The sequence below is a fragment of the Variovorax beijingensis genome (genome assembly GCF_003951285.1).
Taxonomy (GTDB): domain Bacteria; phylum Pseudomonadota; class Gammaproteobacteria; order Burkholderiales; family Burkholderiaceae_C; genus Variovorax; species Variovorax beijingensis.
In genome coordinates this window covers 506,880-533,378 of sequence record NZ_RXFQ01000001.1, presented here as the reverse complement: position 1 = coordinate 533,378, position 26,499 = coordinate 506,880, and the positions used below count along the sequence as shown (strand labels likewise).

27 protein-coding genes are annotated in these 26,499 nt (G+C 67.9%); 9 read left to right on the top strand and 18 right to left on the bottom strand.

What is annotated here, in order from left to right; translation table 11 throughout:
• Positions 1–6: 6 nt before the first annotated feature.
• From EJO66_RS02585 to EJO66_RS02520, 14 genes are all read right to left on the bottom strand, one after another.
• Positions 7–765, bottom strand: coding sequence for an SDR family NAD(P)-dependent oxidoreductase (locus EJO66_RS02585; RefSeq protein WP_124957363.1), 759 nt, complete (start codon positions 763–765; stop codon positions 7–9).
• A complete protein-coding gene (paaZ, locus tag EJO66_RS02580; protein ID WP_125964564.1) occupies positions 765–2,816 on the bottom strand; it encodes a phenylacetic acid degradation bifunctional protein PaaZ in 2,052 nt (683 codons plus the stop codon). Before paaZ ends, EJO66_RS02585 begins: the two co-directional genes overlap by 1 nt.
• A gap of 15 nt (positions 2,817–2,831) precedes the next feature.
• Positions 2,832–3,581 carry an ABC transporter ATP-binding protein gene (locus EJO66_RS02575; protein WP_124957361.1) on the bottom strand — a complete coding sequence of 250 codons (750 nt, stop codon included), beginning with the start codon at positions 3,579–3,581 and terminating at the stop codon, positions 2,832–2,834.
• Positions 3,578–5,476, bottom strand: a complete 1,899-nt coding sequence (locus EJO66_RS02570; protein WP_125964563.1) for a branched-chain amino acid ABC transporter ATP-binding protein/permease — start codon at positions 5,474–5,476, stop codon at positions 3,578–3,580. The genes EJO66_RS02575 and EJO66_RS02570 overlap by 4 nt, the downstream gene beginning before the upstream one ends.
• Positions 5,473–6,501 (bottom strand): branched-chain amino acid ABC transporter permease, encoded by a 1,029-nt coding sequence (locus tag EJO66_RS02565; RefSeq protein ID WP_124957359.1) that lies wholly within the window; start codon positions 6,499–6,501, stop codon positions 5,473–5,475. Before EJO66_RS02565 ends, EJO66_RS02570 begins: the two co-directional genes overlap by 4 nt.
• A 140-nt stretch (positions 6,502–6,641) precedes the next feature.
• On the bottom strand, positions 6,642–7,790 hold the full coding sequence (locus EJO66_RS02560) for an ABC transporter substrate-binding protein (protein WP_047784355.1): 1,149 nt from the start codon (positions 7,788–7,790) through the stop codon (positions 6,642–6,644).
• 37 nt (positions 7,791–7,827) lie between these two features.
• Positions 7,828–8,922, bottom strand: a complete 1,095-nt coding sequence (gene paaE, locus EJO66_RS02555) for a 1,2-phenylacetyl-CoA epoxidase subunit PaaE (RefSeq protein WP_124957358.1) — start codon at positions 8,920–8,922, stop codon at positions 7,828–7,830.
• Between the two features lie 3 nt (positions 8,923–8,925).
• A complete protein-coding gene (paaD, locus tag EJO66_RS02550) occupies positions 8,926–9,456 on the bottom strand; it encodes a 1,2-phenylacetyl-CoA epoxidase subunit PaaD (RefSeq protein WP_124957357.1) in 531 nt (176 codons plus the stop codon).
• Complete coding sequence (gene paaC / locus EJO66_RS02545) at positions 9,453–10,232, bottom strand: 1,2-phenylacetyl-CoA epoxidase subunit PaaC (RefSeq protein ID WP_124957356.1); 780 nt, start codon at positions 10,230–10,232, stop codon at positions 9,453–9,455. The genes paaD and paaC overlap by 4 nt, the downstream gene beginning before the upstream one ends.
• Before the next feature lie 10 nt (positions 10,233–10,242).
• A complete protein-coding gene (paaB, locus tag EJO66_RS02540) occupies positions 10,243–10,542 on the bottom strand; it encodes a 1,2-phenylacetyl-CoA epoxidase subunit PaaB (protein ID WP_124957355.1) in 300 nt (99 codons plus the stop codon).
• The gene (gene paaA / locus EJO66_RS02535) at positions 10,539–11,552 is read right to left on the bottom strand and encodes a 1,2-phenylacetyl-CoA epoxidase subunit PaaA (protein WP_125964562.1); all 1,014 of its coding nucleotides are present in this window, start codon (positions 11,550–11,552) and stop codon (positions 10,539–10,541) included. The genes paaB and paaA overlap by 4 nt, the downstream gene beginning before the upstream one ends.
• A gap of 41 nt (positions 11,553–11,593) precedes the next feature.
• Complete coding sequence (gene paaK, locus EJO66_RS02530) at positions 11,594–12,904, bottom strand: phenylacetate--CoA ligase PaaK (RefSeq protein ID WP_124957353.1); 1,311 nt, start codon at positions 12,902–12,904, stop codon at positions 11,594–11,596.
• Between the two features lie 13 nt (positions 12,905–12,917).
• A complete protein-coding gene (gene paaI / locus EJO66_RS02525) occupies positions 12,918–13,361 on the bottom strand; it encodes a hydroxyphenylacetyl-CoA thioesterase PaaI (RefSeq protein WP_124957352.1) in 444 nt (147 codons plus the stop codon).
• A 3-nt stretch (positions 13,362–13,364) separates the two neighbouring features.
• Positions 13,365–14,168, bottom strand: a complete 804-nt coding sequence (locus EJO66_RS02520; protein ID WP_124957351.1) for an enoyl-CoA hydratase-related protein — start codon at positions 14,166–14,168, stop codon at positions 13,365–13,367.
• A 127-nt stretch (positions 14,169–14,295) separates the two neighbouring features.
• Here EJO66_RS02520 and EJO66_RS02515 point away from each other — a divergent pair, with 127 nt between their 5' ends.
• Positions 14,296–14,898: a phenylacetic acid degradation protein PaaY gene (locus EJO66_RS02515; RefSeq protein ID WP_124957350.1), complete on the top strand. Its 603-nt coding sequence runs from the start codon at positions 14,296–14,298 to the stop codon at positions 14,896–14,898.
• Between the two features lie 60 nt (positions 14,899–14,958).
• The gene (locus EJO66_RS02510) at positions 14,959–15,615 is read left to right on the top strand and encodes a TetR/AcrR family transcriptional regulator (protein WP_124957349.1); all 657 of its coding nucleotides are present in this window, start codon (positions 14,959–14,961) and stop codon (positions 15,613–15,615) included.
• On the opposite strand, the gene EJO66_RS02505 is transcribed toward EJO66_RS02510, so the two are convergent.
• From EJO66_RS02505 to EJO66_RS02490, 4 genes are read right to left on the bottom strand one after another with little or no spacing between them, the layout of a single operon-like run.
• Complete coding sequence (locus EJO66_RS02505; RefSeq protein ID WP_124957348.1) at positions 15,599–16,636, bottom strand: VWA domain-containing protein; 1,038 nt, start codon at positions 16,634–16,636, stop codon at positions 15,599–15,601. The genes EJO66_RS02510 and EJO66_RS02505 overlap by 17 nt on opposite strands.
• A complete protein-coding gene (locus EJO66_RS02500; RefSeq protein WP_124957347.1) occupies positions 16,633–17,622 on the bottom strand; it encodes a DUF58 domain-containing protein in 990 nt (329 codons plus the stop codon). Before EJO66_RS02500 ends, EJO66_RS02505 begins: the two co-directional genes overlap by 4 nt.
• Entirely contained in the window at positions 17,603–18,616 is a 1,014-nt protein-coding gene (locus tag EJO66_RS02495; RefSeq protein WP_124957346.1) for an AAA family ATPase, read from the bottom strand. Before EJO66_RS02495 ends, EJO66_RS02500 begins: the two co-directional genes overlap by 20 nt.
• Positions 18,617–18,659: 43 nt before the next feature.
• Positions 18,660–19,652, bottom strand: a complete 993-nt coding sequence (locus EJO66_RS02490; protein WP_124957345.1) for a S1C family serine protease — start codon at positions 19,650–19,652, stop codon at positions 18,660–18,662.
• Positions 19,653–19,743: 91 nt separating this feature from the next.
• Here EJO66_RS02490 and EJO66_RS02485 point away from each other — a divergent pair, with 91 nt between their 5' ends.
• From EJO66_RS02485 to EJO66_RS02455, 7 genes are all read left to right on the top strand, one after another.
• Entirely contained in the window at positions 19,744–20,604 is an 861-nt protein-coding gene (locus EJO66_RS02485) for a TatD family hydrolase (RefSeq protein WP_124957344.1), read from the top strand.
• A gap of 130 nt (positions 20,605–20,734) precedes the next feature.
• A complete protein-coding gene (locus tag EJO66_RS02480) occupies positions 20,735–21,127 on the top strand; it encodes a hypothetical protein (protein ID WP_124957343.1) in 393 nt (130 codons plus the stop codon).
• Positions 21,128–21,206: 79 nt separating this feature from the next.
• Positions 21,207–21,734, top strand: a complete 528-nt coding sequence (locus tag EJO66_RS02475) for a DNA-deoxyinosine glycosylase (RefSeq protein ID WP_124957342.1) — start codon at positions 21,207–21,209, stop codon at positions 21,732–21,734.
• A complete protein-coding gene (locus tag EJO66_RS02470) occupies positions 21,734–22,516 on the top strand; it encodes a spermine/spermidine synthase domain-containing protein (protein WP_124957341.1) in 783 nt (260 codons plus the stop codon). The genes EJO66_RS02475 and EJO66_RS02470 overlap by 1 nt, the downstream gene beginning before the upstream one ends.
• The gene (gene tfpB, locus EJO66_RS02465; protein ID WP_124957340.1) at positions 22,513–24,300 is read left to right on the top strand and encodes a type IV pilus assembly ATPase TfpB; all 1,788 of its coding nucleotides are present in this window, start codon (positions 22,513–22,515) and stop codon (positions 24,298–24,300) included. Before EJO66_RS02470 ends, tfpB begins: the two co-directional genes overlap by 4 nt.
• A gap of 137 nt (positions 24,301–24,437) precedes the next feature.
• A complete protein-coding gene (locus EJO66_RS02460; protein ID WP_124957339.1) occupies positions 24,438–24,926 on the top strand; it encodes a tripartite tricarboxylate transporter TctB family protein in 489 nt (162 codons plus the stop codon).
• A 16-nt stretch (positions 24,927–24,942) separates the two neighbouring features.
• On the top strand, positions 24,943–26,454 hold the full coding sequence (locus EJO66_RS02455) for a tripartite tricarboxylate transporter permease (RefSeq protein WP_124957338.1): 1,512 nt from the start codon (positions 24,943–24,945) through the stop codon (positions 26,452–26,454).
• The last annotated feature ends 45 nt before the right edge of the window (positions 26,455–26,499 follow it).

Below are 26,499 nucleotides of genomic sequence, written 5' to 3'. Positions count from 1 at the left end.
CCGACTTCAGCCAGAGATGGAGAATCCGCCGTCGACCGGGATCGCGGTGCCGGTCACGTAGTCGGAGGCGGGACTCGCAAGGAACACCGCGGTGCCGGCGATGTCGGCCGGCTGGCCCCAGCGCCCGGCGGCAGCGCGGGCCACCACGCGGTCATAGAGGCCCGGGATCTGGTTGCGGGCGCCGTCGGTCAGCTCGGTCTCGAACCAGCCCGGCAAAATCGCGTTGACCTGGATGTTGTCGGCCGCCCATGAAAGCGCGGTCGACTTGGTGAGCTGCACGATGCCCGCCTTGCTCGCGGCATAGGCTGGTGCGTAGGGCGCGCCGAAGATCGACATCATCGAGCCGATGTTGATGATCTTGCCGCCACCGGCCGCCTTCAGGTGCGGGTGCGCGGCGCGGCTGCAGAGAAAGGCGCTGGTCAGGTTGGTGTCCAGCACCAGGTGCCATTCGTCCAGCGCGAGCTGGTCGACGGGCTTGCGCACGGTGGTGCCGGCGTTGTTCACGAGGATGTCGAGACGGCCGCAGCGCGCGGCCGCATCGTCGACCGCCTTCTGCACCGAGGCTTCGTCGGCCACGTCGACTTCGAGCGCGAAGCTGTCGCTGCCCAGGGCCCTGAGCGCCTCGACCGCGGCGGCCGACTTCTGTGCGTTGCGCGCGGCAATGACGACGCGGGCGCCGGCCTTGGCCAGCCCCTGGGCCATGCCCAGGCCGATGCCGCCGTTGCCGCCGGTGACGAGCGCCGCTTTTCCCGTGAGATCGAACATCAGGTGGTTTCTGGTTTCTTGGAGACGAGGGTCAGGATATCGTAGCTCGCGACCAGCTCGCCGTCCTGGTTCGTCACCTCCACGTCCCAGGCCACCACGCCCTGTCCCTGGCCGCTCGCGTCCTTCCTGTTGCGGTCGATCTTGCGTTTGCATGTGAGGCGTGCGCGGATGGTGTCGCCGATGCCCACGGGCTTGATGAAGCGCAGCGTGTCGAGGCCGTAGTTGGCAAGCACCGGGCCCGGCGCGGGCGACACGAACAGGCCGGCCGCGGCCGACAGCACGAAGTAGCCATGCGCGATGCGCTTGCCGAACGGCGACTCCCTGGCCGCGACCTCGTCGAAGTGCATGTAGAAATAGTCGCCCGAGATGCCGCCGAAGGCCACGATGTCGGCCTCGCCAACCGTGCGGCGGTGCGTGAGCAGCGAGTCGCCGATGCGCAGGTCCTCGAAGTGGCGGCGGAACGGGTGCACCTCGCTCTCGCGCACGGCCGCGCCGCGCACGTGCTCGCCAGTGATCGCGGCCAGCATGGTGGGCGAACCCTGCACCGCGGCGCGCTGCAGGTAGTGCTTCACGGCGCGCAGGCCGCCGAGTTCTTCGCCGCCGCCCGCGCGGCCCGGGCCGCCATGCTTGAGCTGCGGCAACGGCGAGCCGTGGCCGGTCGATTCGGCCGCGGCCTCGCGGTCGAGCACCAGCAGGCGGCCGTGCCAGGCGGCAGCCACCGGAATGGCCCTGGCCGCGATGGCCGGGTCGCGCGTGACCAGCGTGCCGACGAGGCTGCCGCGGCCGCGCGCGGCCAGCGCCAGGGCTTCGTCGATGCCGTCATAAGGCATCAGCGTGCTGACGGGGCCGAAGGCTTCGACATCGTGTACGGCGTCGTGCTCGAGGGGCTTGCGGCTCAAGAGCAGCGTGGGCGCGAAGAAGGCGCCATCGGCCACGCCGTCGCCCACCGGCGAAAAGCCGTCGCGCTCGCCGTACACCAGCTCGGCGCCCTGCAGCAGCGTGGCCACGCGCTCGGCCACGTCAGCCTGCTGCGCATGCGAGGCGAGGGCGCCCATGCGCACCTCTTCGCGCGCCGGATCGCCGATGACGGTCTTGGCAAGCCGCGCGCGCAGCCGTTCGGCCACCGCATCCAGGTGCTGGCGCGGCACGATCGCACGGCGGATCGCGGTGCACTTCTGGCCGGCCTTGACCGTCATCTCGCGCGCTACCTCCTTCACGAACAGGTCGAACTCCTCGTCGTCGGGCATCACGTCGGGCGCGAGGATCGCGCAGTTGAGCGAGTCGGCTTCGGCGTTGAACGGGATCGACTGGCGCACCAGGTTCGGATGCACGCGCAGCCTGGCGGCGGTGTCGGCCGAACCGGTGAAGGTGACCACGTCGGCCCCTTCGAGCCGGTCGAGCAGGTCGCCCGTGCCGCCGATCACCAGTTGCAGGCTGCCTTCGGGCAGGATGCCCGACTGCACGATGAGCCGCACCAGCGCCTCGGTGAGGTAGCTGGTGGCCGTGGCCGGCTTGCCGATGCAGGGCATGCCCGCGAGGAAGCTGGGCGCGAATTTCTCGAGCAGGCCCCACACTGGAAAGTTGAAGGCGTTGATGTGCACCGCCACGCCGCCGCGCGGCACCAGGATGTGCGTGCCCGCAAAGCCGCCCTTCCTGCCGAGCGCAAAGGCCGGGCCTTCGTGCACCAGGTTGCCCGAGGGCAGCTCGTTGCTGCCGATGCCGGCATAGGCGCTCAGCGTGCCGGCGCCGCCTTCGATGTCGATCCAGCTGTCGGTGCGCGTCGCGCCCGTGTGGGCCGAGATCGCGTAGAGCGTTTCCTTGTGGGCGGCAAGGTGCTTGGCCAGCGCCTTCAGCCGCTCGGAGCGCTGCTGGAAGTCGAGCGCCATCAGCGCGGGCAGGCCGACGCGGCGCGCATGGCCGAGCGCCTCGGCAAAGTCGATGGCCTCGGCGTGCGTGCTGGCCACGGGCTGGCCGTTGACGGCGCTGCGCAGCTGCTGCGCGGCCTGCTGGCCGATCCAGCGGCCGGCGATGTAGCTTTGAAGGGTGGTCATGGAGGATCCTCGTGTTCAGGCGGCGGCAGCTTCGGCGTTCCGGTTGCCGATGCCCAGGTAGGTGTCGATGATTCGCTGGTCGTTCAGCAGTTCGCGGGCATCGCCGTCGAGCGCCACGGCGCCCATTTCGAGCACGTAGGCGCGGTCGGCCACCTGCAGCGCGGCGCGGGCGTTCTGCTCCACCAGCAGCACCGATACGCCGTGGCTGCGCAGTTGCGAGACCACGCGCAGCACTTCGCGCACGACCAGCGGAGCGAGGCCCAGCGAAGGTTCGTCGAGCATCAGCAGGCGGGGGCGCGCCATCAATGCGCGGCCGATGGCCAGCATCTGGCGCTCGCCGCCCGAGAGGGTCGAAGCCAACTGCGGCTTGCGCTCGCGCAGGCGCGGGAAGATGGCGAAAACTTCCTCCATGCGCGCACGCTGGTCGCGCTTGCCCTTGCGCCATTGGTAGAAACCGCCGAGCAGCAGGTTGTCCTCGACCGACATCTCGCCGAACAGCTCGCGGCGCTCGGGCACCAGCGCCACGCCGCGCGCCACCATGGTCTCGACGCCGGGGCGGGCGATGCGCTCGCCATGCAGCGTGAGGCGGCCGGTGGAGGGCAGCAGGCCCATGGCCGCGCACAGCAGCGTGGTCTTGCCGGCGCCGTTGGGGCCGATGACGGTGACGATCTCGCCTTCGTTCACATGCAGCCGCACGCTGTGCACCGCCTCGACCGTGCGATAGGCGACGCAGAAGTCTTCGAGTTGGAGGATGGGGGTGCTCATCGTGCGTCTTCCAGCAGTTCGTCGTCGGCACCGCCCAGGTAGGCTTCAAGGACGCGCGGGTTGGCCTGCACTTCGGCGGGCGTGCCGGTGGCGATGACGGTGCCGAACTCCAGTACCGTGATGCGGTCGGCCAGGTTCATCACGAACTCCATGTCGTGCTCCACCACGAGGATGCCGAGGCCTTCGGCGCGCAGCTGGTCCAGCAGCACGGAAAGGGCGCGCTTCTCCAGGTGGCGCAGGCCCGCGGCGGGTTCGTCGAGCAGCAGCACCGAAGGCTGGCCGGCCAGCGCACGTGCAATCTCGACCACGCGCTGCTGGCCCAGCGAGAGCGACGCGGCCGGCGTGTCGGCATGCGCCCCGAGGCCGCAGCGTTCGATCTGGCGGCGCGCCTCGGCCATCAGCGCGGCTTCCTCGGCGCGGTCCAGCCGCAGCATCGCGGCGATCCAGCCGCGCCTGGCGCGCAGGTGCGCACCCAGCGCCACGTTCTCGACCACGCTGCGCTGGCCGAGCAGGCGCACGTGCTGGAAGGTGCGGCCCAGGCCGAGCGCGGCGAACACGCGCGAGGGCTTTGCCGTCATCGCCTGGCCTGCAAGCAGCACTTCGCCGGAGCTCGGGTCGTCCACGCCCGAGACCATGTTGAAGAAGGTGCTCTTGCCCGCGCCGTTCGGACCGATCAGCGCGTGGATCTCGCCGGCCTTCAGCGTCATCGAGATGTCGTTGTTGGCCACCAGGCCGCCGAAGCGCTTGCTGACCTTGGTGGCCTGCAGCAGCACCTCGCCCCTGGCGGGCAGGTTGCGGTGCGCGAGCTGCACGGCTGGCGCGGTAGCGGCGGCAGCCGTGGCACGCGGGTGCACCCAGCGGCCGGCGATGCGCGCGAGCGTGGGCCACAGGCCGTCCGCAAAGCGCTGCAGCACGAACAGCATGAGCAGGCCGAACACGATCACTTCGAAGTTGCCGCTGCTGCCCAGCAGCGAGGGCAGCACGTCCTGCAGCTTTTCCTTCAGCAGCGTGATGAGCGCGGCGCCCAGCACCGCGCCCCACAGGTGGCCCGCGCCGCCCACCACCGCCATGAACAGCAGCTCGATGCCGATGTTCAGGTTGAAGGGCGTCGGGTTCACGAAGCGCTGCAGGTGCGCATAGAGCCAGCCCGAGACGGCCGCCAGCAGCGCAGCCAGCACGAACAGCTTCACGCGGTGGCGCGCCGTGTCCACGCCCATGGACTCGGCCATCAGCCGGCCGCCCTTGAGCGCGCGGATGGCCCGGCCTTCGCGCGAGTCGAGCAGGTTGTGCATGGCCCACAGCGCGAGCAACAGCACGGCCCAGATCACCACGCCCAGTGCGCGCGGCGTGGCCAGCGAGTAGCCGGCGATCACCAATGGCGGCACGCCGGTGATGCCCGTCTGCCCGCCAAGAAAATCCATGTTGCCGAGCAGGTAGTACAGGCTCAGGCCCCAGGCGATGGTGCACAGCGGCAGGTAGTGGCCCTGCAGCTTGAGCGTGACCGCCCCCAGCGCCCAGGCCAGCGCAAAGGTGAAGACGAGGCCGAGCAGGAGTCCGGCCCACGGCAGCAGCGCGGGGCTCACGGCGCCGCCCATCCATGCGGCGGCCGTGGGCGAGGTGCAGATCCAGGCGGTGGCGTAGGCACCCATGCCGACGAACGCGGCCTGGCCGAAGGAGGTCATGCCGCCCACGCCGGTGAGCATCACCAGCCCGGCCGCGACCAGCGCATAGAGACCGATGTTGCTGAGGACCGAGACCGTGAACTCCGGCAGGAAGCCCCAGGCGAGGGCCAGCGCCGCCACGCAGGCGAGTGTCAGCTGCCGGGGCGTGACCAGCGCGCGGCCGGCCGGTGCGGCGGTGGCGGCTGCGGGGTTGCTGGACGGGGTGTGGTTCATTCCTCGTCCTCCACGTGGTGGCTGTGCAGCGAACGCCACCACAGCACCGGAATGATCAGCGTGAAGACGAGCACCTCCTTGAAGGGGCTGGCCCAGAACGAGGCAAAGGCCTCGAGCTGCCCGACCAGCAGCGCGCCCGCCAGCGCCAGCGGATAGCTCGCCAGCCCGCCCACGATGGCGGCGACGAAGCCCTTCAGGCCGATCAGGAAGCCGGTGTCGTAGTAGACCGTGGTGAGCGGCGCGATGAGCAGGCCGGAGACCGCGCCGATGAGCGCCGCAAGCGCAAAGCTCAGGTCGCCCGAGAGCTCCGTCGGAATGCCCGACAGCCGTGCGCCCACGCGGTTGATGGCGGTGGCGCGCAGCGCCTTGCCGATCATCGAGCGGCCGAAGAACAGGAACATCGCAAGCACCAGCAGCAGCGTGACGCCGACCACCACCAGCGACTGCCCGCTGACCGGGATGCCGCCGATGTCGAAGCGCTCCTCGGAGAATGCCGTGGTGCGATAACCCTCGGCGCCGAAGAAGAGCAGGCCCAGGCCCACCAGCACGCCATGCAGCGCGACGGAAACGATCAGCAGCATCAGCACGCTGGCGCTGGCCAATGGCCGGTAGGCGAGGCGGTAGAGCAGCGGCCCGAGCGGCATGATGAGCAGCAGCGTGGTGAGCGCCTGGCCCGCCATCGAGGTCGGTTTGAGCAGCAGCACCAGCGCGGCCGCGGCCAGCGGCAGCACCACGCACCATGCGAGCGCGGAGGCCCAGTCGACCACCGCGCCGCGCTTCCAGCGCCAGAACTCGACCACCAGCACCATCACCGCCAGCGCGAGCAGCAGCCACAGCGTGGCCGGCACGCGGCCGGCCTGCAGTACCGCCATCGAGAGCGCCCCGAAGGCAACGAACTCTCCCTGGGGAATGAAGATGACGCGCGTGACCGAGAACACCAGCACCAGCGCGAGCGCCATCAATCCGTAGACGGCACCGTTCACGATGCCGTCCTGCCCCAAAAGCAGGGCGATCTGCAGATCCATATAACTACAGCCTTCGGGCAGCGCCCGTGAGTCAGATCAGGAACACCGAGGAACCGGCTTTGCCGGGCCTCTGGTGTTGCCCCCGGTAGGGGGTGGGAGAAGCGACACGAAGTGCGCGAAGCCTGGGGGCGAGCCGAGTTTCAGGGCTGGTATTTCCAGGCGCCGTTCTCGATCTTGACCATGACCCGGGCACGCTGGTCCAGGCCCAGGTGGTCGTTGGCGGTCATGTTGAACACGCCGTGCGCGCCCGACACTTCCTTGACCTGCTCGAGCGCATCGCGCAGCGCGGCGCGGAATTCGGGCGTGCCGGGCTGCGCCTTCTTGAGCGCCACCGGCACGGCGGAGGTCATCAGCAGGCCCGCATCCCAGGCGTGCGCGCCGAAGGTCGACACCGAGTTCTTGCCGTTCGCGGCCTCGTAGGCGGTGACATAGGCCAAGGCCGACTTTTTCACCGGATGGCTCGCGGGCAGCTGCTCGGCCACCAGCACCGGGCCGGCAGGCAGGAAGGTGCCTTCCACGTCCTTGCCGCCGACGCGCAGGAAGTCGGCATTGGCCACGCCGTGCGTCTGGTACATCTTGCCGGTGTAGCCGCGCTCCTTGAGCGTCTTCTGCGGCAGCGCGGCCGGCGTGCCAGAGCCCGCGACCAGCACCGCGTCGGCCTTGGCGGCCATGATTTTCAGGGCCTGCCCGGTCACCGAGGTGTCGGTGCGCGCATAGCGCTCGTTGGCCACGATCTTGAGCTTCTTCAGCTCCGCCGCCTTGGCAAATTCCTGCGACCAGCCCTCGCCATAGGCATCGGAGAAGCCGATGAAGGCCACCGTCTTCACGCCGCTGGCGGCCATGTGCTCGGCAATCGCCAGCGACATCATGATGTCGTTCTGCGGCGTCTTGAAGACCCACTGCTTCTTGGCGTCCATGGGCTCCACGATGCGGGCCGATGCGGCAATGGAGATCATCGGCGTCTTGGCTTCGCTCACCACGTCGATCATCGCGAGCGAGTTGGGCGTGGTGGTCGAGCCCAGCACGATGTCGACCTTGTTCTCGGCGATGAGCTTGCGCGTGTTGGCCACGGCTGCCGTGGTGTCGGAAGCGTCATCCAGCACGATGTAGTTGATCTTCTGGCCGCCGATGGTCTTGGGCATCAGGGAGATGGTGTTCTTCTCGGGAATGCCGAGCGAGGCGGCCGGCCCGGTGGCCGACAGCGTCACGCCGACATTGACGTCGGCCCAGGCCGCGGCGGCGGTGGCGCACAGCGCGGCGATCAGCAGGGGCTTGAAGAAGAATTTCATTTTGGACTTGTCTCCGGGTTGAAAAATCGTTGTGGTGTCAACGCTCGTCGAAGGACAAGGTGACACGTTCTGTGAGAGGGTGGGCCTGGCAGGTCAGCACGAATCCCGCGGCTACTTCATTCTTGTCGAGCGCGAAGTTTCTTTCCATGCGGACTTCCCCCTCCACCAGCTTGGCGCGGCAGGTGCCGCATACGCCGGAGGTGCAGGAGAACGGCACTTCGAGGCCGGCGGCCGACGCCGCATCGAGGATGCTCGGCTGCCCTTCGGTGAAGGTGATCTCGCGCTGCAGCCCGTCGCGCACGATGGTGATGCGCGCCTGCTTGGCATCGCCGGGCAGGGCCTCGTGCACCACCGCACCGACCTGGCCCGCCGGCGCCGCCGAAGGCAGCGCGACGCCGAAGCGCTCGATGTGGATGCGCTCCTCGGGTACGCCCGCGGCGAGCAGCGCGGCCTCGGCCTCGTCGTTCATCTGGAACGGGCCGCAGATGTAGGCGTGGTCGATGCTGGCGGCCGGCACCAGCGTGTTCAGGAACTCGCCGATCTTCTCGCGGTTCATCACGCCGCGGCCGAGCGGCGAATCCGTCTGCTCGTCGGAGAACACCAGCTGCAGCGCGAGTCGCGTCATGTAGCGGTTCTTCAGGTCCTCGATCTCTTCCTTGAACATCGTGGACTGCAGCTGCCGGTTGCCGTAGATCAGCGTGAAGCGGCTGCGCGGCTCGCGCGCCAGCACGGTCTTCATGATCGAGAGGATCGGCGTGATGCCGCTGCCGCCCGCAATGCCGACGTGATGGCGCGCGGAGGCCGGCTCGATCGGCACGAAGAAGCGGCCCTGCGGCGCCATCACCTGCACCGTGTCGCCGGGCTGAAGATGCGCGTTGATCCAGTTGGAGAACACGCCGCCTTGCACCTTGCGCACGCCCACGCGCAGTTCGCCGTCGTCCAGGCCGGCGCAGATCGAATAGGAGCGGCGCAGGTCCTGCCCCTCGATGTCCCGGCGCAGCGTGAGGTACTGTCCCTGCGTGAAGCCGAAGACTTTTTGCAGCTCGGGCGGCACTTCGAAGGAGACGATGACGGCCTCCGAGGTGTCGGGCTCGACGGCCTTCACGCGCAGGGGATGGAAGAGGGTGCTCATCGCTCAGATCGGCTTGAAGTGTTCGAAGGGTTCGCGGCAGGCGAGGCAGCGGTAGAGCGCCTTGCATGCGGTGGAGCCGAAGGCGGAGAGGCGTTCGGTGCGCTCGCTCGCGCAGCGCGGGCAGGCAATGCGTTCGCTACCGGCGATGCGGCCGAAGAGGCGGATGGGCATGGCGGTGCCGGCTGCAGCTTCCGGCGTGAGGTGGGCGGGCGGCGCAATGCCATAGGCCTTGAGCTTGGCGCGGCCTTCCTCGCTGATCCAGTCGCTGCTCCAGGCGGGCGCGCGTCGCAGGGTGGCGCGTGCGCGGCCGAGGCCTGCCTGCTCGATGGCGGCCAGCACGTCGTGCTCGATGGCCTCGGTCGCAGGGCAGCCCGAGTAGGTCGGCGTGAGCACGATCTCCAGAGCGTCGTCATGTTCGATCACCTCGCGCACGATGCCCAGGTCGCAGACCGACACGGCCGGCACCTCGGGGTCGAGGACCGTGTGCAGCACGGCCCAGGCCGTGTCGACGCGCGATGAGATGGCGGCGTTCACCACACGCCTCCGGGATAGCTGCGCTGCAGGTGCTGCATCTCGGCCAGGATGTAGCCCATGTGCTCGCTGTGCACGCCTTGCTTGCCGGTGCTGCGGAAGGCGGTCTCCTGCGGCATGGAAAGCCCGGCGGCGTCGAGCACCTGCTGCATCTCGGCAAGCCACGGTTCGCGCAGTTCGCTCCATGCGGGGCCGAGGCCGCTCGCGCTGGCTTGCGCATCGACTGCGTCGCTCTCGAACAGCTCGGGCATGTAGAGCCAGAGCTGCTTCAGCGCCTTTTCCGTGCGGCGGCGCGATTCATCGGTACCGTCGCCGAGCCGCACGACCCAGTCGCCCGAATGCTGCTGGTGGTAGCGCGCTTCCTTCACGGCCTTGCCGGCAATGGCGGCCACCTCGGCATCGCTCGATGCGGCAAGGCGTTGCCACAGCAGCTTGAGCAGCGTGGCGACCATGGTGTTGCGCACCACGGCAAAGGCGAAGTCGCCGCGCGGCAGCTCGACCAGCGTGAGGTTGAAGTAGTCGCGCTCGTCGCGCAGGTAGGCGAGCTGGTCTTCGTCGTGTTCGCGGCCGGCGCCTTCGAGCTTGCCGGCGTGCGTGAGCAGTGCGCGGGCCTGGCCGACGAGGTCGAGCGCGATGTTGGCCATCGCGATGTCTTCCTCGAGCACGGGCGCGTGGCCGCACCATTCGCCAAGCCGCTGCGCCAGCACGAGGCAGGTGTCGCCTATGCGCAGCAGGTATTGCACGGCGGGAGTGCGGTTCAGTTCTATGGATGCTTGCATGGCGCGCCGCTCACATGTGGTCCACGGACTTGGGCAACTTGTAGAAGGTCGGGTGGCGGTACACCTTGTCCTCCGCCGGATCGAAGAACATGTCCTTGTCCCCCGGGTCGCTCGCCACGATCTGGTCCGAGCGCACCACCCAGATGCTGCTGCCTTCCTGGCGGCGCGTGTAGACGTCGCGCGCCATCTGGATCGCCATCTTCGGGTCGGCAGCGTGCAGGCTGCCGCAATGCTTGTGGTCGAGTCCGGCCTTGCTGCGCACGAACACTTCCCAGAGAGGCCACTCTTGCTTGCTGTCGTCGGCGCTCATGCGGCCTCCTTCATCGGTTGCTTGTTGGCGTGCGCCGTGGCGGCTTCGCGCACCCACGCGCCTTCTTCCCAGGCATCGACGCGCGCTTGCAGGCGTTCGCGGTTGCAGGGGCCATCGCCGCCGATCACGCGCCAGAACTCGCTCCAGTCGATGGCGCCGAAGTCGTGCGCCTGGCGCTCTTCGTTCCACTTCAGGTCGGGGTCGGGCAGGGTCACGCCGAGGATGCGCGCCTGTTCCACGGTGGCGTCGATGAACTTCTGGCGCAGCTCGTCGTTGCTGAAGCGCTTGATGCCCCAGCGCATCGACTGCGCGCTGTTGGGCGACTGGTCGTCGGGCGGGCCGAACATCATGACCGAGGGCCACCACCAGCGGTTGACCGCATCCTGCACCATCGCCTTCTGCGCGGCGGTGCCGTGCGTCATCATGGTCAGCAGCGCTTCGTAGCCCTGGCGCTGGTGGAAGCTCTCCTCGCGGCAGATGCGGATCATGGCGCGCGCATACGGTGCGTAGGAACAGCGGCAGATCGGCACCTGGTTCATGATGGCCGCGCCATCGACCAGCCAGCCGATGGTGCCCATGTCGGCCCAGGTGAGCGTGGGGTAGTTGAAGATCGAGCTGTACTTGGCGCGGCCGCTGTGCAGCGCATCGAACATCTGGTCGCGCGAGGTGCCCAGCGTTTCGGCGGCCGCATACAGGTATAGGCCGTGGCCGCCTTCGTCCTGCACCTTGGCCAGCAGGATGGCCTTGCGCTTGAGCGTGGGCGCGCGGCCGATCCAGTTGCCCTCGGGCAGCATGCCGACGATCTCCGAATGCGCATGCTGGCTGATCTGGCGCACCAGCGTCTTGCGGTAGTGCTCGGGCATCCAGTCCTTCGCCTCGATGAAGTCGCCGGCGTCGATGTGCGCGTCGAAGCGCTCCTCGAGCCGCATTTCCTCGGCGGAGCGCACGGCTTTCTTCTGCTTGCCGTCGCCTGCGTCCTTACCCATGGTGTCCATTGCCTGGGTGTACATGTGCGTGTCCTTTCTGTGCGATGTGTGGGCGCGCGGTCGACTCAGCGCGGGCGCGTGTCGATCACGCGGCGGGCCTTGCCGGTCTGCGTGCGTTCCAATTCGTCGGGGCCGTGCACAACCACGCGGGTGGAGATGCCGATGAGCGTCTTCACGCGTTGCTGCACCCAGTCGGAGATGGCGTTGCGGTCGGCCGCGGCGGCCTCGTGCGGTGTGAGTTCGCAGTGCACCTCGACCTGGTCGAGCAGGCCTTCGCGGCTCACGCGTACTTGGTAGAGACCGGTGAGCGCGCTGTGCGCGAGCACGATCTCTTCCACCTGCGTGGGAAAGACGTTGACGCCGCGGATGATCATCATGTCGTCGCTGCGCCCGACGATCTTGCCCATGCGGCGGAACGAACGCGAGGTGGGCGGCAACAGGCGCGTGAGGTCGCGCGTGCGGTAGCGCACGATGGGCATGGCCTCCTTGCTGAGCGAGGTGAAGACCAGCTCGCCTTCCTCGCCGTCGGCCTTGGGCTCGCCGGTGTCGGGATCGATGATCTCGGGGTAGAAGTGGTCCTCCCAGATGACGGGGCCGTCCTTGCTCTCGACGCATTCGCTGGCCACGCCCGGGCCCATCACTTCGGACAGGCCGTAGATGTCGACCGCATCGAGGCCGGCCTTGCCTTCGATGTCGCGGCGCATGGCCTCGGTCCACGGCTCGGCGCCGAAGATGCCGATCCTGAGCGAGCTGTCTTTCGCATCGAGGCCCATTCGCTCGAACTGCTCGATGATCACCTGCATGTAGCTGGGTGTGACCATGATGATGTCGGGCTTGAAATCCTGGATGAGCTGCACCTGCTTCTCGGTCTGGCCGCCCGACATCGGGATGACGGTGCAGCCCGCGCGCTCGGCGCCGTAGTGCGCGCCCAGGCCGCCTGTGAAGAGGCCGTAGCCGTACGACACGTGCACCATGTCGCCGGCGCGGCCGCCCGCCGCGCGGATCGATCGCGCGACCAGGTCGGCCCAGGTGTCGATGTCCTTCAGCGTGTAGCCGACCACGGTTGGCTTGCCGGTGGTGCCCGACGAGGCATGGATGCGCGCCACCTGCGTGCGCGGCACGGCGAACATGCCGAAGGGGTAGTTGTCGCGCAGGTCGGTCTTTACCGTGAACGGAAACTTCGACAGGTCGGCGAGCGACTTCAGATCATGAGGGTGCACGCCCTTGGCATCGAAGGCCTTGCGGTAGTGCGGCACGTTGTCGTACGCGCGCTGCAGCGTGGCGCGCAGGCGCTGGATCTGCAGCGCGGTGATCTCGTCGCGGCTCGCGGTTTCGATGGGCTCGAGCTCGCCGGCGGAGGGATGTCTGGCTGTCATGGTGCTGGTCTCCTCAGGCGGCAACGGCAGGGCGGCCCTTGGCGGTGTACGAACGGCCGCGGAAGATGGCGACGCGCTCGCCGCGCTGGTTGGTGATCTCGGTGTCGTACACGCCGGTGCGGCCGGCCTTCGACACTTCGAAGCAGCGCGCGGTGAGCACGTCGCCTTCGCGTGCCGGTGCGATGAAGTCGATCGAGAAGCCCGAGGCCACGGTCAGCTCGTTGTACGAGTTGCAGGCGAAGGCAAAGGTGGAGTCGGCCAGCGTGGCCATGAAGCCGCCGTGGCAGATGGCGTGGCCGTTGAGCATGTCGGTGCGCACGCGCATCTCGAGCGTGGCCTGGCCGGGGCCGACTTCGACGATGCGCATGCCCAGGCCCTTGCTGGCGTTGTCGTTCTCGAACATGCCGTCGCGGACGTACTCGGCGGTTTGCTGGGGGGTGCGGGTGGTGTCCGTCATGGCCTAGCGGTCCTTGAATTGCGGGGCGCGCTTGGCGCGGAAGGCCTCGACGCCCTCGCGGTAGTCGCCTGCATTGCCCATCTCGCGCTGGATGCGCGCTTCTTCGGCCAGTGCCGCATCGAGGTCCAGGTCCTGCGCCGCGGCCATGGCCTGGCGCGTGGCGACCAGGGCGCGGGTCGGCATGCCGGCCAGCTTCGCGGCGAGCGCGGCGGCCGTTTCGGGCAGTGCCGCGTCGTCCACGCACTGCCAGATCAGCCCGATGCGCGCGGCTTCCTCGGCAGGCAGCTTGTCGCCCAGCATCGCCATGCCCAGCGCGCGCGCCGAGCCCACGAGCCGCGGCAGCAGCCAGGTGCCGCCGGTGTCGGGCACGAGGCCGATCCTGGTGAAGGCCTGGATGAAGCTGGCCGAACGCGCAGCCACGACGAGGTCGCAGCACAGCGCGATGTTGGCGCCTGCTCCGGCGGCCACGCCGTTGACGGCTGCGACCACCGGCACCGGCATCGAGCGCAGCCGCGCGACGAGCGGGGCGTAGTAAGCGGAGATGACATGCCCCAGGTCCTTGGGCGCGGCACCAGGCGCGGGGTCGGGTGCGACCGAGGGATCGGCCAGGTCCTGCCCGGCGCAGAAGGCGCGGCCCGCACCCGTGAGCACCAGGCAGCGCACTTCCGGATCGCCGGCTGCAAGGTCCAGCGCTGCCATCAGCTCGCCGTGCAATTCGGTCGTGAAGCTGTTGAGCGCCGCGGGCCGGTTGAGGCTCAGCGTGCGAACGGCACCGGCATTGCTGGTGAGAACTAAAGGTTCTGGCATGGGCTTGTCTCTGATCCTTAAACACTATTGACCGACCGTCCGGTAGATTTTAAGATCGAGCTCGATGCCAGCACAAGCGGATGGCTTCAGGGCAAACCCTGAGCCCGCAACAAAGGAGACCGATCGAATGCCCAGCTACTCCATCGACGGCGTGATTCCCGTCGTCGACCCGACGGCCTACGTGCACCCCAGCGCCGTGCTGATAGGCGACGTGATCGTCGGCCCCGGCTGCTATGTCGGCCCCTGCGCCAGCCTGCGCGGCGATTTCGGCCGCATCGTGCTGCAGGAGGGCTCCAACGTGCAGGACCACTGCTGCATCCACGGCTTTCCCGACCAGGACACGGTGGTCGAGGTCAACGGCCACATCGGCCACGGCGCGATCCTGCACAGCTGCATCGTGCGGCGCGATGCGCTGGTGGGCATGAACGCGGTGGTGATGGACGAGGCCGAGATCGGCGAGCAGGCCATCGTGGCGGCCTGCGCCTTCGTGCCGGCCGGCATGAAGGTGCCGGCGCGCTCGCTGGTGGCGGGCATTCCGGCCAAGGTGAAGAAGATGCTGAGCGAGGAAGAAATTGCCTGGAAGCTCGAAGGCACGCATACCTACCAGGCGCTCACCGTGCGCAGCCTGGCCAGCCTGCGCGAGGTCGCGCCGCTGCGGCAGATGGAGCCCGGCCGCCCGCGCCTGCCCGCTTCCGAGGTGCGGTCGCTGATCGCGACGCGGCGCGGTTAGCTTCGTGCAAGATCGCGGGCTGCCCGCAACAACTGCCAATCAAGGAAGAAAGAAGACCCGATGCCGCGTGGAAGATCCGCCACCTATGACGACCAGCGCGAGTTCATCCTGGCGCAGGCCGCCCAGCTGTTCGCGCGCCGCGGCTATCCCGCCACCTCGATGAACCAGGTGGCCGAGGCCTGCAATCTCTCGAAGGCGACGCTCTATCACTACTACAAGGACAAGAGCAGCCTCTTGATCAGCATTGCCGAGACGCACGTGTCGAAGCTCGCTGCGCTGGTGGCCGAGGAAGAGGCGTCGACTCACACCGATGAGGAGCGCCTGCGCCGCTTCATCTACCGGATCGTCGAGGAATACGCCGGCGCGCAGGACGCGCACCGCGTGCTGACCGACGACGTGCGCTTTCTGGAAGAAGAAGACCGCGAGCGCGTGCTGAACCAGGAGCGCGAAGTGGTGGCGGGATTTGCACGTGCCGTGTCGGCGTTGCGGCCGGGCACGCCGAGCGACGACCTCGCCAAGCCGCTGACCATGCTGCTGTTCGGCATGATCAACTGGATGTTCACCTGGATGAAGCCCGGCGGCCGGCTCGACCATGCGTCCATTGCGCCGATCGTGGCCGACCTGTTCCTGGGCGGCATCGGCGCGGTGAAGTCGCCTCCGCCGGCCGGTGCGGCGCCGCCGGCCCGCCAGCTGGACTCCGTCAAAGAATCCGGTTGAACCAGAGCAGCGACAGCCCCGCCGACAGCAGCGTGAGGATGGCCGCGCCGAGCGCGAAGAGCGCCGATACCTCGGTTTCCTTCTTCTCGACCGTGAGCCGCGAGCTCAGCGTTTCGTAGACCTTCTTCAGGTCGGCGGCGGTGCCGGCGTAGAAGTATTCAGCCTGCGTCTTGTTGGCCACGGCCTTGAGCGTTTCCTCGTCGAGCCGCACGCGCATCGACCAGCCTTCGAAGCCGATGGTCTCGCCATCGACCGTGCCCACGCCCACCGTGTAGATGCGCACGCCGCGGTCCGCCGCGGCCTTGGCGGCATCGAGGGGATCGACGCCGGTGGTGCGCTGTCCGTCGGTCAGCATGATGACCGCGGCCGAGCTGTAGGAGCCCGGCGCCACCGGGGTGAACTCCTTGGCCTGCTTTTCCGCCTGGTCGATCGGCGTGCCGCGCTGGCGGCTGGGCGCGCTGAACTGCGAGACGTCGATGCCCGCGTCGGGAAACAAGGTGGCGAGCGACACCACGATCGCATTGCCCGTGGCGGTGGCGCGCTGCAGCTGGAAGCTGTCGATCGCGGTGATCAGGTCGTCGTGGTTGGTGGTGGGCAGCTGCGCCACCTGCGCGCTGCCCGCGAAAGCCACGATGCCCACCTTGACGTGGCGCGGCAGGTCCTTGATGAAGCTCTTGGCCGCTTCCTGCGCCGCCACCAGCCGGTTGGGCAGCACGTCGGCCGCGCGCATGCTGCCCGACACGTCCATTGCAAGGATGATGGTCTGCTGGTTCGATGGCAGCATCACCACCGCCATCGGCCGCGCGGCCGCCACCAGCATCGCGGCCATGGCCAGCAGGAACAGGAAGGGCGGAATATGCCGGCGCAGGCTCTGGCCGGCGCCCATCGCCTCGCGCACGATCGACAGGCTCGCATAGCGCACCGCGAGCTTCTTCTTGCGGCGGATCAGCCAGATGTAGAGCAACACCAGCAGCGGCAAGGCCGCCAGCAACCAGAGGAATTGAGGCCAGAGAAATGTCATGCTGCCACCGCCTTCATGCTGCTCGGGCCGATGCGCATGCGGCGCTTGCGCAGGTCGGCGAAACGAACGATGGCTTCCACCAGGTCGTCGCTGGTCGAAAGCTCCAGCGCATCGACACCCGCTTTCGCGAGCGCGGCGCGCAGCGTTGCTTCACGCTCGGCCGCCAGGCGCGCAAAGCGCTTGCGAAAACCGGCGTCGTGCGTGTCGACCCAGAGCTGCTCGCCGGTTTCCGCGTCGCGCAGCGGCACCAGGCCAAGGTCGGGCAGCTCGAGTTCGAGCGGATCGAACAGGCGCACGGCAATGACTTCATGCCGCTGCACCAGCTGGCCGAGCGGGCGTTCCCAGCCGGGCTCGCTCAGGAAATCGGACACCACGAACACGGTGGAGCGGCGCGGCATCAGCGTGGCGGCCGATTTCAGCAGGTCGGCCAGGCGCGTCATGCCTTTTTGCGCGGGCGCGGCCTCGGCCTTGTCGGCCCGCCGCTCCATCGCATGCAGCAGGTGCAGCACGTGCCGGCGGCCGCTGCGCGGCGGAATCACCGCCTCGAGGTCGGTGCCGTAGACCAGTGCGCCCACCCGGTTGCCGTGGCGCGTGAGCAGCCGCGCGAGCACGCCGACGAAGCCGGCCGAGATTTCGCGCTTGGCTTTGAGGCCCGAGCCGAAATCGACCGAGCGGCTCAGGTCGAGCACGAACCAGGCTGCCATCTCGCGGTCTTCGGTGAAGACGCGCACGTGCGGCGTCTGCAGGCGGGCGGTGACGTTCCAGTCGATGTGGCGCACGTCGTCGTGGTGCTGGTATTCGCGCAGGTCGGCCAGGTCGAGCCCGGTGCCGCGCATCAGCGTGCGGTAGTCGCCCTGCAGCAGGCCATCGAGGCGGCGGATCACGGTCCATTCGAGCCGGCGCAGCGCGCGTTCCGCACCGCCGGCTTGCGCGATGAGCCGTTCGTCGTTCGCGGCCGCGGGGGCCTTACGCCACCAGCTTTTCATGTTCCAGGGGTTTTGGAGGAGCGGGAACGGCCTTCATGATCTTCTCGATCAGGCTGTCGGGTGTGAGGCCTTCGGACAAGCCTTCGTAGGAAAGCGTCACGCGATGGCGCAGCACGTCGGGCACCAGCGCGGTCATGTCCTCGGGCAGTGCATAGCTGCGGCCGCGCAGCAGCGCGAGTGCGCGCGCGCCTTCGGTCAGGCTGATGCTCGCGCGCGGGCTCGCGCCGAAGGTGATGAAGCGGCGCATGTCCTTCAGGCCGTGCTTGTCGGGCGTGCGCGTGGCCGACACCAGCTTGACCGCGTACTGGATGAGCGAAGGGTCGACGTACACGCGCCGCGCTTCGGCCTGCAGGGTAGCGAGCTGCTCGGTGGTTGCCACCGGATTGACCTCGACCAGCGAGCCGATCACGCGCTGGACGATGACGAACTCTTCCTCGTCGCTCGGGTAGTCGACCAGCACCTTCATCATGAAGCGGTCGACCTGCGCCTCGGGCAGCGGATAGGTGCCTTCGGTCTCGATCGGGTTCTGCGTGGCCATCACCAGGAAGGGGCGCGGCACCCTGTGCGTCTCGCCGGCAATGGTGACCTGGCGCTCCTGCATCACTTCGAGCAGCGCGCTCTGCACCTTGGCCGGCGCGCGGTTGATTTCGTCGGCCAGCAGCAGGTTGGCGAACACCGGGCCGAGCGAGGTGCTGAACTCGCCGGTCTTCTGGTTGTAGATGCGCGTGCCCACCAGGTCGGCCGGCACCAGGTCGGGCGTGAACTGGATGCGCTTGAACTGGCCGCGCACGGTGTCGGCCAGCGTCTTGATGGTGAGCGTCTTCGCCAGGCCCGGAACGCCTTCGACCAGCAGGTGCCCGCCCGCGAGCATGGCCACCATCACGCGCTCCAGGAAGCGGTCCTGGCCCACCACCACGCGCTTGACCTCGTAGAGGATCTGCTCCATCAATTCGGCCGTGGCGGGAGAGGTGGAAAAGGGGGTCTCAGTGCTCATGCGGGGCCTCTCGGTGAACAATCGAAAGCGTGGGTGTTCCTGGCTAGAACGGCGGCGAGCCCGCGGCCGAGGCCGCGTTCTCTATGGGCACCGCAAAGCCGATGCCGATGAAGGTGCGCTGCTGCGTGGGGTTGAGGATGGCGGTGACGATGCCGAGCACCTCGCCGTCCATGTTGATCAGCGGGCCGCCCGAGTTGCCGGGGTTGGCTGCCGCGTCGAACTGGATCAGGTTGCCCAGTTCCTGCTTGCCCTCGGGCGAGCGGAACGAGCGCTTCAGCCCCGACACCACGCCGGCCGACACCGAAGGGCCGATGCCGAACGGAAAGCCGACCGCGGCCACCTGGTCGCCGGACTGCAGGTCTCCGGTCGAGCGCATGACGGCGGGAATCAGGTCGTCGGGGATCTTCTGGGCCTGCAGCACCGCAAGGTCGTTCTCGGGCTGCACGCCGGTGATGGTGGCCACGGCCTCCAGGCCGTCGGAGAAGGTGACCTTGATCGTCTCCGCGCCGGCCACGACGTGCAGGTTGGTGAGGATCACGCCCTTGTCGACGATGACCACCCCGGTGCCCACGCCGCGCTCGACCTCGCCCGGGGGCGCATCGGCTTCGGGCGGCTTGCCCTTGGCCATGTTGCGGCCGCGTTTCTGGGTCTTGGCCTCGGGCGTGGCCTTCTCGGGGCCGTAGCCGACTACGCGGACCACCGAAGGCCGCACGATCTCGGCGGCCTTTGCGGCGGGCGAGGGGAGCGTGTGGGTCTGCAGCGTGCGCAGCACGGCCGAATCGATGTCTTTCTGCGTCAACGCCTTGCCCTGCCGGGGCCACCACGTGGCGCCGCCCGCAACCAGCGCGGCGCACAGCACCAGGAGGAATGCGAAGCTGCGCCGGCCCGGCTGCCAGCCGGCCCTGGGGTGCGGCGGGGGCGGCGCGCCATTGCCTGCTGCGCCCTCGGGCGACGGCACGGCAGCCTCTTCGGCCGCGGAATCGGCCGCTTGAGGCAGCGTGCGGGGCGAACGGCTGTAGAAAGCGGGCCTGCGCATCGGGGCACCTCCGGCAAGGGATGACGGGTGAGTAGGGAGTCACAGTAGCACGCTTTCTTCTGCCTTGCATCCCTTCGGGCATCATCTGGCCATGGCTGTTTTTGTCGATACCCACTGCCACCTCGACGCGCCCGAATTCGGTGCGGAAATGCCGCTCATCCGTGCACGGGCCGCCGAACGGGGCGTGGCGCTGTGCGTCATTCCTGCCGTGGCGGTCTTCAACTTTGCGACCGTGCGCGAACTGGCGCAGCTGCAGGGCGACGCCTATGCGCTTGGAATCCATCCGCTGTGCACCGGCAATGCAGAGGAGGCCGACCTGGAGGCGCTCGATGCCGAGCTTGCCGCGCACCGCGGCGATCCACGGCTGGTCGCGGTCGGCGAGATCGGCCTCGACTACTTCGTGGAAGGGCTGGACAGCGACAAGCAGCAGCACTTTTTTCACACCCAGTTGCAACTCGCGCGCAAATACGATCTGCCGGTGCTCATCCACGTGCGCCGCTCGGTCGACAAGGTGCTCAAGCACCTGCGGCAGACCGCGGCCGGCCGGCCGTGGCAGGGCATTGCCCATGCGTTCAATGGCAGCGAGCAGCAGGCCACGGCCTGCATCGACATCGGCCTGAAGCTGGGCTTCGGCGGCGCCGTGACCTTCGATCGCGCATTGCAGCTGCGGCGGCTGGCGGCCATGCTTCCGCTCGAATCGATGGTGATGGAAACCGATGCGCCCGACATCCAGCCGCATTGGCTCTACCGCACCCAGGCGCAGCGCGCGGCCGGCGAAGCGCAGGGCCGCAACGAACCGGGCGAGCTGCCGCGCATCGCCGAAGTGGTGGCCCGGCTGCGCGGAATGGACGTCGATGAACTGGCCCGGGCCACCACCCGCAATGCGCTGAAAGCCCTGCCGCGGCTCGAAAGCCTGCTCTCCTTGTCGGAAGGCCGGCCGCATCCCGCGTAGGCCGAGATCCCGAGTTGCGATGGCGCAAGGAAGCGCGTGCATTTGCTGTCATCCTTGGTATTCGAAGTGCCGTTTCCTGTTCAGTGGCAAGTTCGTCACTTCAACATGTCATCCCCAAAGGAGCTTTTGCATGAACACATCTTTCATCCGCACCATGCCCGTCGTGCTGGCCCTCGCGCTCGCCTCCATCGGCGTGTCCGCCGTGGCCCAGACCGCTGCGCCGGCCACCGCGGAACCCACCACCACCGAAAAGGTGAAGGAAGCCGGCAAGGACGCCGTCGATGCCACCAAGCGCACGACCAAGAAGGCCGTCGACGCTACCGAGCGAGGCACCAAGAAGGCCTGGAACGCGACCAAGCGCACCACCAAGAAGGCCGCCGACGCCACCAAGAGCGTGGCTGCCAAGACCGGCGACGCCGTTGAAACAGCCGGCCACAAGACGGCCGACGGCATGCGCAGCACCGGCAAGGCGATCGGCGAGAAGGTGCCCGGCACCGCCGAGAACGAAGCCGCCAAGAAGTAATCGGAATTCGCCCTCGGCAGAAACCCGCTTCGGCGGGTTTTTTCATGGGCGGGCGACAGTGCCAAGATAGAGCCTGTCCATGAACCCACCCGCCATATCCGACACCGGCAGTCCCGTGCTCACGGGCCTGGCCCCCATCGTCTCGCCCGCCACCGTCGTACTGATCCTGGGCAGCTTCCCGGGCGTGCGGTCGCTCGAACTGCAGCAGTACTATGCGCATCCGCAAAATCAGTTCTGGAAAATCTTGCAAGCCGTTTGGCCCCATCATCCGCTCCCCATGGGCGCAGACAGCTATCCCGAGAAGAAAAAGTGGCTGCTCGAGCGCGGCCTGGGCGTATGGGACGTGTATGCCGCCTGCGAGCGCGAGGGCAGCCTCGACTCCGCCATTCGCGCGCCCGTGGCCAACGACATCGCGGGCCTGCACCTGCCCCGTCTGGCCGCCATTGCGCACAACGGCGGCGAGAGCTTCAAGCATGCGCGCCACACGCGCACCCTCGGGGTGCCGGTCTACCAGCTGCCTTCCACCAGCCCCGCCAACGCGTCGTGGAGCTTCGAGCGCAAGCTCGCAGCCTGGCGCGAGGTCCTTGACGCCCACCACCTTCTTTGATGGCCACGAGCAAAACTCCCGTTCTCCCCGAAGTCAATTTTTCCGACTGGGGCGACATCCGCTACCTGCACCTTGGCACCGAATGGGTCCAGGGCTCGATGAAGCTCGACGCGCCGTTCGAGATCGAGCTCGAATACGTGCAGCGCATGATGGCCTGGCTGCTGTTCGCCGACCCGAAGAGCCTGGCCAGCCGCCATGCGATGCAGCTGGGCCTCGGTGCGGCCACGCTCACCAAGTTCTGCCGCAAGACGCTGCGCATGCGCACCACCGCGGTGGAGCTGAATCCGCAGGTGGTGTCGGCCTGCCGCGGCTGGTTCAAGCTGCCGGCCGACGACCCGAAGCTGCGCGTGGTCATTGCCGATGCGGCGCAGGAGATCCGCAAGCCCGAATGGCAGGGCACGGTCGATGCGCTGCAGGTCGACCTGTACGACCATGAGGCTGCCGCGCCGGTGCTCGACAGCGAAGACTTCTATGCCGATTGCCGCGCGCTGCTCAGCGAGGACGGCTGCATGACGGTCAACCTCTTCGGCCGCTCGTCGAGCTACGAGCGCAGCCTCGAGAAGATTGCCGGTGCATTTGGCGCCGATGCGGTCTGGGCCTTCAAGCCGACGCGCGAAGGCAACACGGTGGTGCTGGCGCAGCGCGCACCCGGCCGGCCCAAGCGCGAAGCCCTTGCCGAGCGCGCCCAAACGATCCAGACTCGATGGGGCCTGCCCGCGCCCAAATGGCTGCGCGTGTTCAAACCGCTGAATCCCACTCTCACCCGACCGTCCGGCCCATGAGCGCTGTTTCCGTTCCCGCATCCCCGGCCGCCCGCCACGAAGGCCCGCTCGACCTGCGCCGCCTGATCGAATGGCTCGCCGCCGACGGCGTGATTTCTCCGGTCGAAGCCAAGCGCACCATCGCGCGCTGCGCCCAGGCCGAGAGCCGGCAGGCGCCGCTGGTTCGCCTGGCCAACGTGGCCATGACGCGCGAAAGCGACGGCAAGCCGCTCGACCTCGAAATGCTCACGCAGTGGCTCTCCGGCCGCGCGGGGCTTGCCTACCTGCGCATCGATCCGCTCAAGGTCGATGTGGGCAAGGTGGCCGACACCATGAGCGCGGCCTACGCCGAGCGCCACAAGGTGCTGCCGGTGCAGGTGCTGCCCAACGAGGTGGTGGTGGCCACGGCCGAACCCTTCCTGACCGACTGGATCGCCGAGGTGGAGCGCCAGTCGCGCCGTACCGTGCGCCGCGTGGTGGCCAACCCGACCGACATCCAGCGCTACACGGCCGAGTTCTTCGCGCTCGCCAAGTCGGTGCGCGCCGCGCAGAAGGCCGGCGGCAACACCGGCGGCGCGAGCTTCGAGCAGCTGGTGGAACTGGGCAAGAGCACCAAGCAGCTCGACGCCAACGACCAGAGCGTGGTGCAGGTGGTCGACTGGCTCTGGCAATACGCCTTCGACCAGCGCGCGAGCGACATCCACCTGGAGCCGCGGCGCGAGCAGGGCGTGATCCGCTTTCGCATCGACGGCATCCTGCACCCGGCCTATCAGATGCCCATGGGCGTGATGAACGCCATGGTGTCGCGCATCAAGCTGCTGGGCCGCATGGACGTGGTCGAGAAGCGCCGCCCGCTCGACGGCCGCATCAAGACGCGCAACATGCGCGGCGACGAAGTCGAGATGCGCCTGTCCACCCTGCCGACCGCCTTCGGCGAGAAGATGGTGATGCGCATCTTCGACCCCGACACCGCGGTAAAGGACCTTGACGCGCTCGGCTTCGCGCAGCATGACGCGCAGCGCTGGGAGCAGCTCGTCACGCGTCCCAACGGCATCATCCTGGTGACCGGGCCCACGGGTTCGGGCAAGACCACCACGCTGTACTCCACGCTCAAGCGCGTGGCCACCGAGGAGGTCAACGTGAGCACGGTGGAAGACCCGATCGAGATGATCGAGCCTTCGTTCAACCAGACGCAGGTGCAGCCGCAGCTCGATTTCGGCTTTACCGAAGGCCTGCGCGCGCTGATGCGGCAGGACCCGGACATCATCATGGTCGGCGAAATCCGCGACCTTGCCACGGCCGAGATGGCGGTGCAGGCCGCGCTCACCGGCCACCTGGTGTTCAGCACGCTGCACACCAACGATGCGCCCAGCGCCATCACGCGGCTGATGGAGCTCGGTGTGCCTTCCTACCTCATCAACGCCGTGATGCTCGGCGTGCTGGCCCAGCGGCTGGTGCGCACGCTGTGCCCCAACTGCAAGCAGCCCGACGACACGGTCACGCGCGAGAAGCTCGAAACCATCGTCAAGCCCTGGCAGATCACCGGTTCGGTGCGCGCCTACAAGCCCGTGGGCTGCGTCGACTGCCGCATGACCGGCTACATGGGCCGCATGGGCCTGTACGAGCTGCTGAGCATCAGCGAGGACTTCAAGGCGCAGGTCACCAAGGAGCCCAACCTCGCCGGGCTGCGCCGGCAGGCCGTGATCGACGGCATGCGCCCGCTGCGCCTGGCCGGGGCGCTGCGCGTGGCCGAAGGCGTCACCACCATCGAGGAAGTGCTGAGCGCGACGCCGCCGCTGGAGTGAGCCAAGGCAAGGCTCCGGAAAAAGAGCGCGTCGCCCCTGGGGGTTATCCCTAGGCGTTCGGTTAGTGGAATCCACATCGGGCTGACCACCAGCTGACTCGACAATCTCGCATCGAAATTTGTTCGAGGAGACTGTTCGTGAAAATCAAGAGTCAGAAAGACTTTTTCTCGGGTCTGATGTTTGCGGTCGTGGGCGTGGCGTTCGCATGGGGCGCCACCACCTACAGCGTAGGCAGCGGCGCCCGCATGGGGCCGGGCTACTTCCCGTTGATGCTGGGCATCCTGATGGCCGTCATCGGCCTGGGGATCATGTTCAGCGGCCTGACCGTCGAAACCACCGACGGCGAAAAGATCGGCAAGTGGGCCTGGAAGCAGGTCGTGTTCATCCTGGGCGCCAATGTCGCGTTCGGCATCCTGCTGGGCGGCCTGCCGAGCCTCGGCGTGCCGGCCATGGGAATGATCATCGCCATCTACGCGCTCGTGCTGATCGCAAGCCTCGCGGGCCACGAGTACAGGCTGCGTACCGTGCTGATCCTGGCCACCGTGCTGGCCGTCGGCAGCTATGTCGCATTCATCTGGGCCCTCAAGCTGCAGATCCAGGTCTGGCCGACCTTCATCACCGGTTGAGAAGAAAGCTGCTCACATGGAATTGATTGACCACCTCTCGATGGGTTTTGGCGTTGCCTTTACCTTCACGAACCTGCTGTACTGCCTTGGCGGCTGTATTCTGGGCACGCTGATCGGCGTGCTGCCGGGCATCGGCCCGGTCGCGACCATCGCGATGCTGCTGCCCGCCACCTATGCGCTGCCGCCCGTGTCGGCGCTGATCATGCTGGCCGGCATCTACTACGGCGCGCAGTACGGCGGCTCGACCACCGCCATCCTGGTGAACCTGCCGGGCGAATCTTCGTCGGTGGTGACCGTGATCGACGGCTACCAGATGGCGCGCAAGGGCCGCGCGGGTCCGGCGCTGGCTGCTGCGGGCTTGGGCTCGTTCTTTGCCGGCTGCGTCGGCACGCTGATCCTGGCGGCCTTCGCGCCGCCGCTGACCGAACTGGCCTTCAAGTTCGGTCCGGCCGAGTACTTCTCGCTGATGATCCTGGGCCTGATCGGCGCCGTGGTGCTGGCTTCGGGCTCGCTGCTCAAGGCCATCGGGATGATCGTGCTGGGCCTCTTGCTGGGCCTCGTGGGCACCGACGTGAATTCGGGCGTGGCGCGCTACAGCTTCGACGTTCCGGAACTGACCGACGGCATCGGCTTCGTGGCCATTGCCATGGGCGTGTTCGGCTACGGCGAAATCATTGCCAACCTTTCGCGTCCCGACGACGAACGCGAGGTGTTCACCGCCAAGGTCTCGGGCCTGTTCCCGACCAAGGAAGACTTCAAGCGCATGATCCCCGCCGTGCTGCGCGGCACCGCGCTGGGCTCGTCGCTCGGCATCCTGCCCGGCGGCGGCGCGCTGCTGTCGGCCTTCGCGGCCTACACCATCGAGAAGAAGACCAAGCTGCATCCCGGTGAAGTGCCGTTCGGCAAGGGCAACATCCGCGGCGTGGCCGCACCCGAGGCGGCCAACAACGCCGGTGCGCAGACCTCCTTCATCCCGCTGCTCACGCTGGGCATTCCGCCCAACGCGGTGATGGCGCTGATGGTGGGCGCGATGACGATCCACAACATCCAGCCCGGCCCGCAGGTGATGACCAGCAACCCCGAGCTGTTCTGGGGCCTGATCGCCTCGATGTGGCTGGGCAATGCGATGCTCGTCATCCTGAACCTGCCGCTGATCGGCATGTGGATCAAGCTCCTGACGGTGCCCTACAAGTTCCTGTTCCCGGCGATCGTGCTGTTCTGCGCCATTGGCGTGTACTCCACGAACAACAACACCTGGGACATCTGGATGGTCGGCATCTTCGGCTTCGTGGGCTACACCTTCTTCAAGCTGGGTTGCGAGCCTGCGCCGCTGCTGCTGGGCTTCATCCTCGGGCCGATGATGGAAGAAAACCTGCGCCGTTCGCTGCTGCTCTCGCGCGGCGACTGGAGCGTGTTCGTCACGCGTCCGATCTCGCTCGGGCTGCTGCTCGCCGCGGCGCTGCTGCTGGTGATCGTGCTGCTGCCGGCGGTCAAGGCGAAACGCGAAGAAGCCTTCGTCGAGGATTGACCAGGGGGCAACACCAGCGGCCCGGCAAAGCCGGTTCCGCGGTGT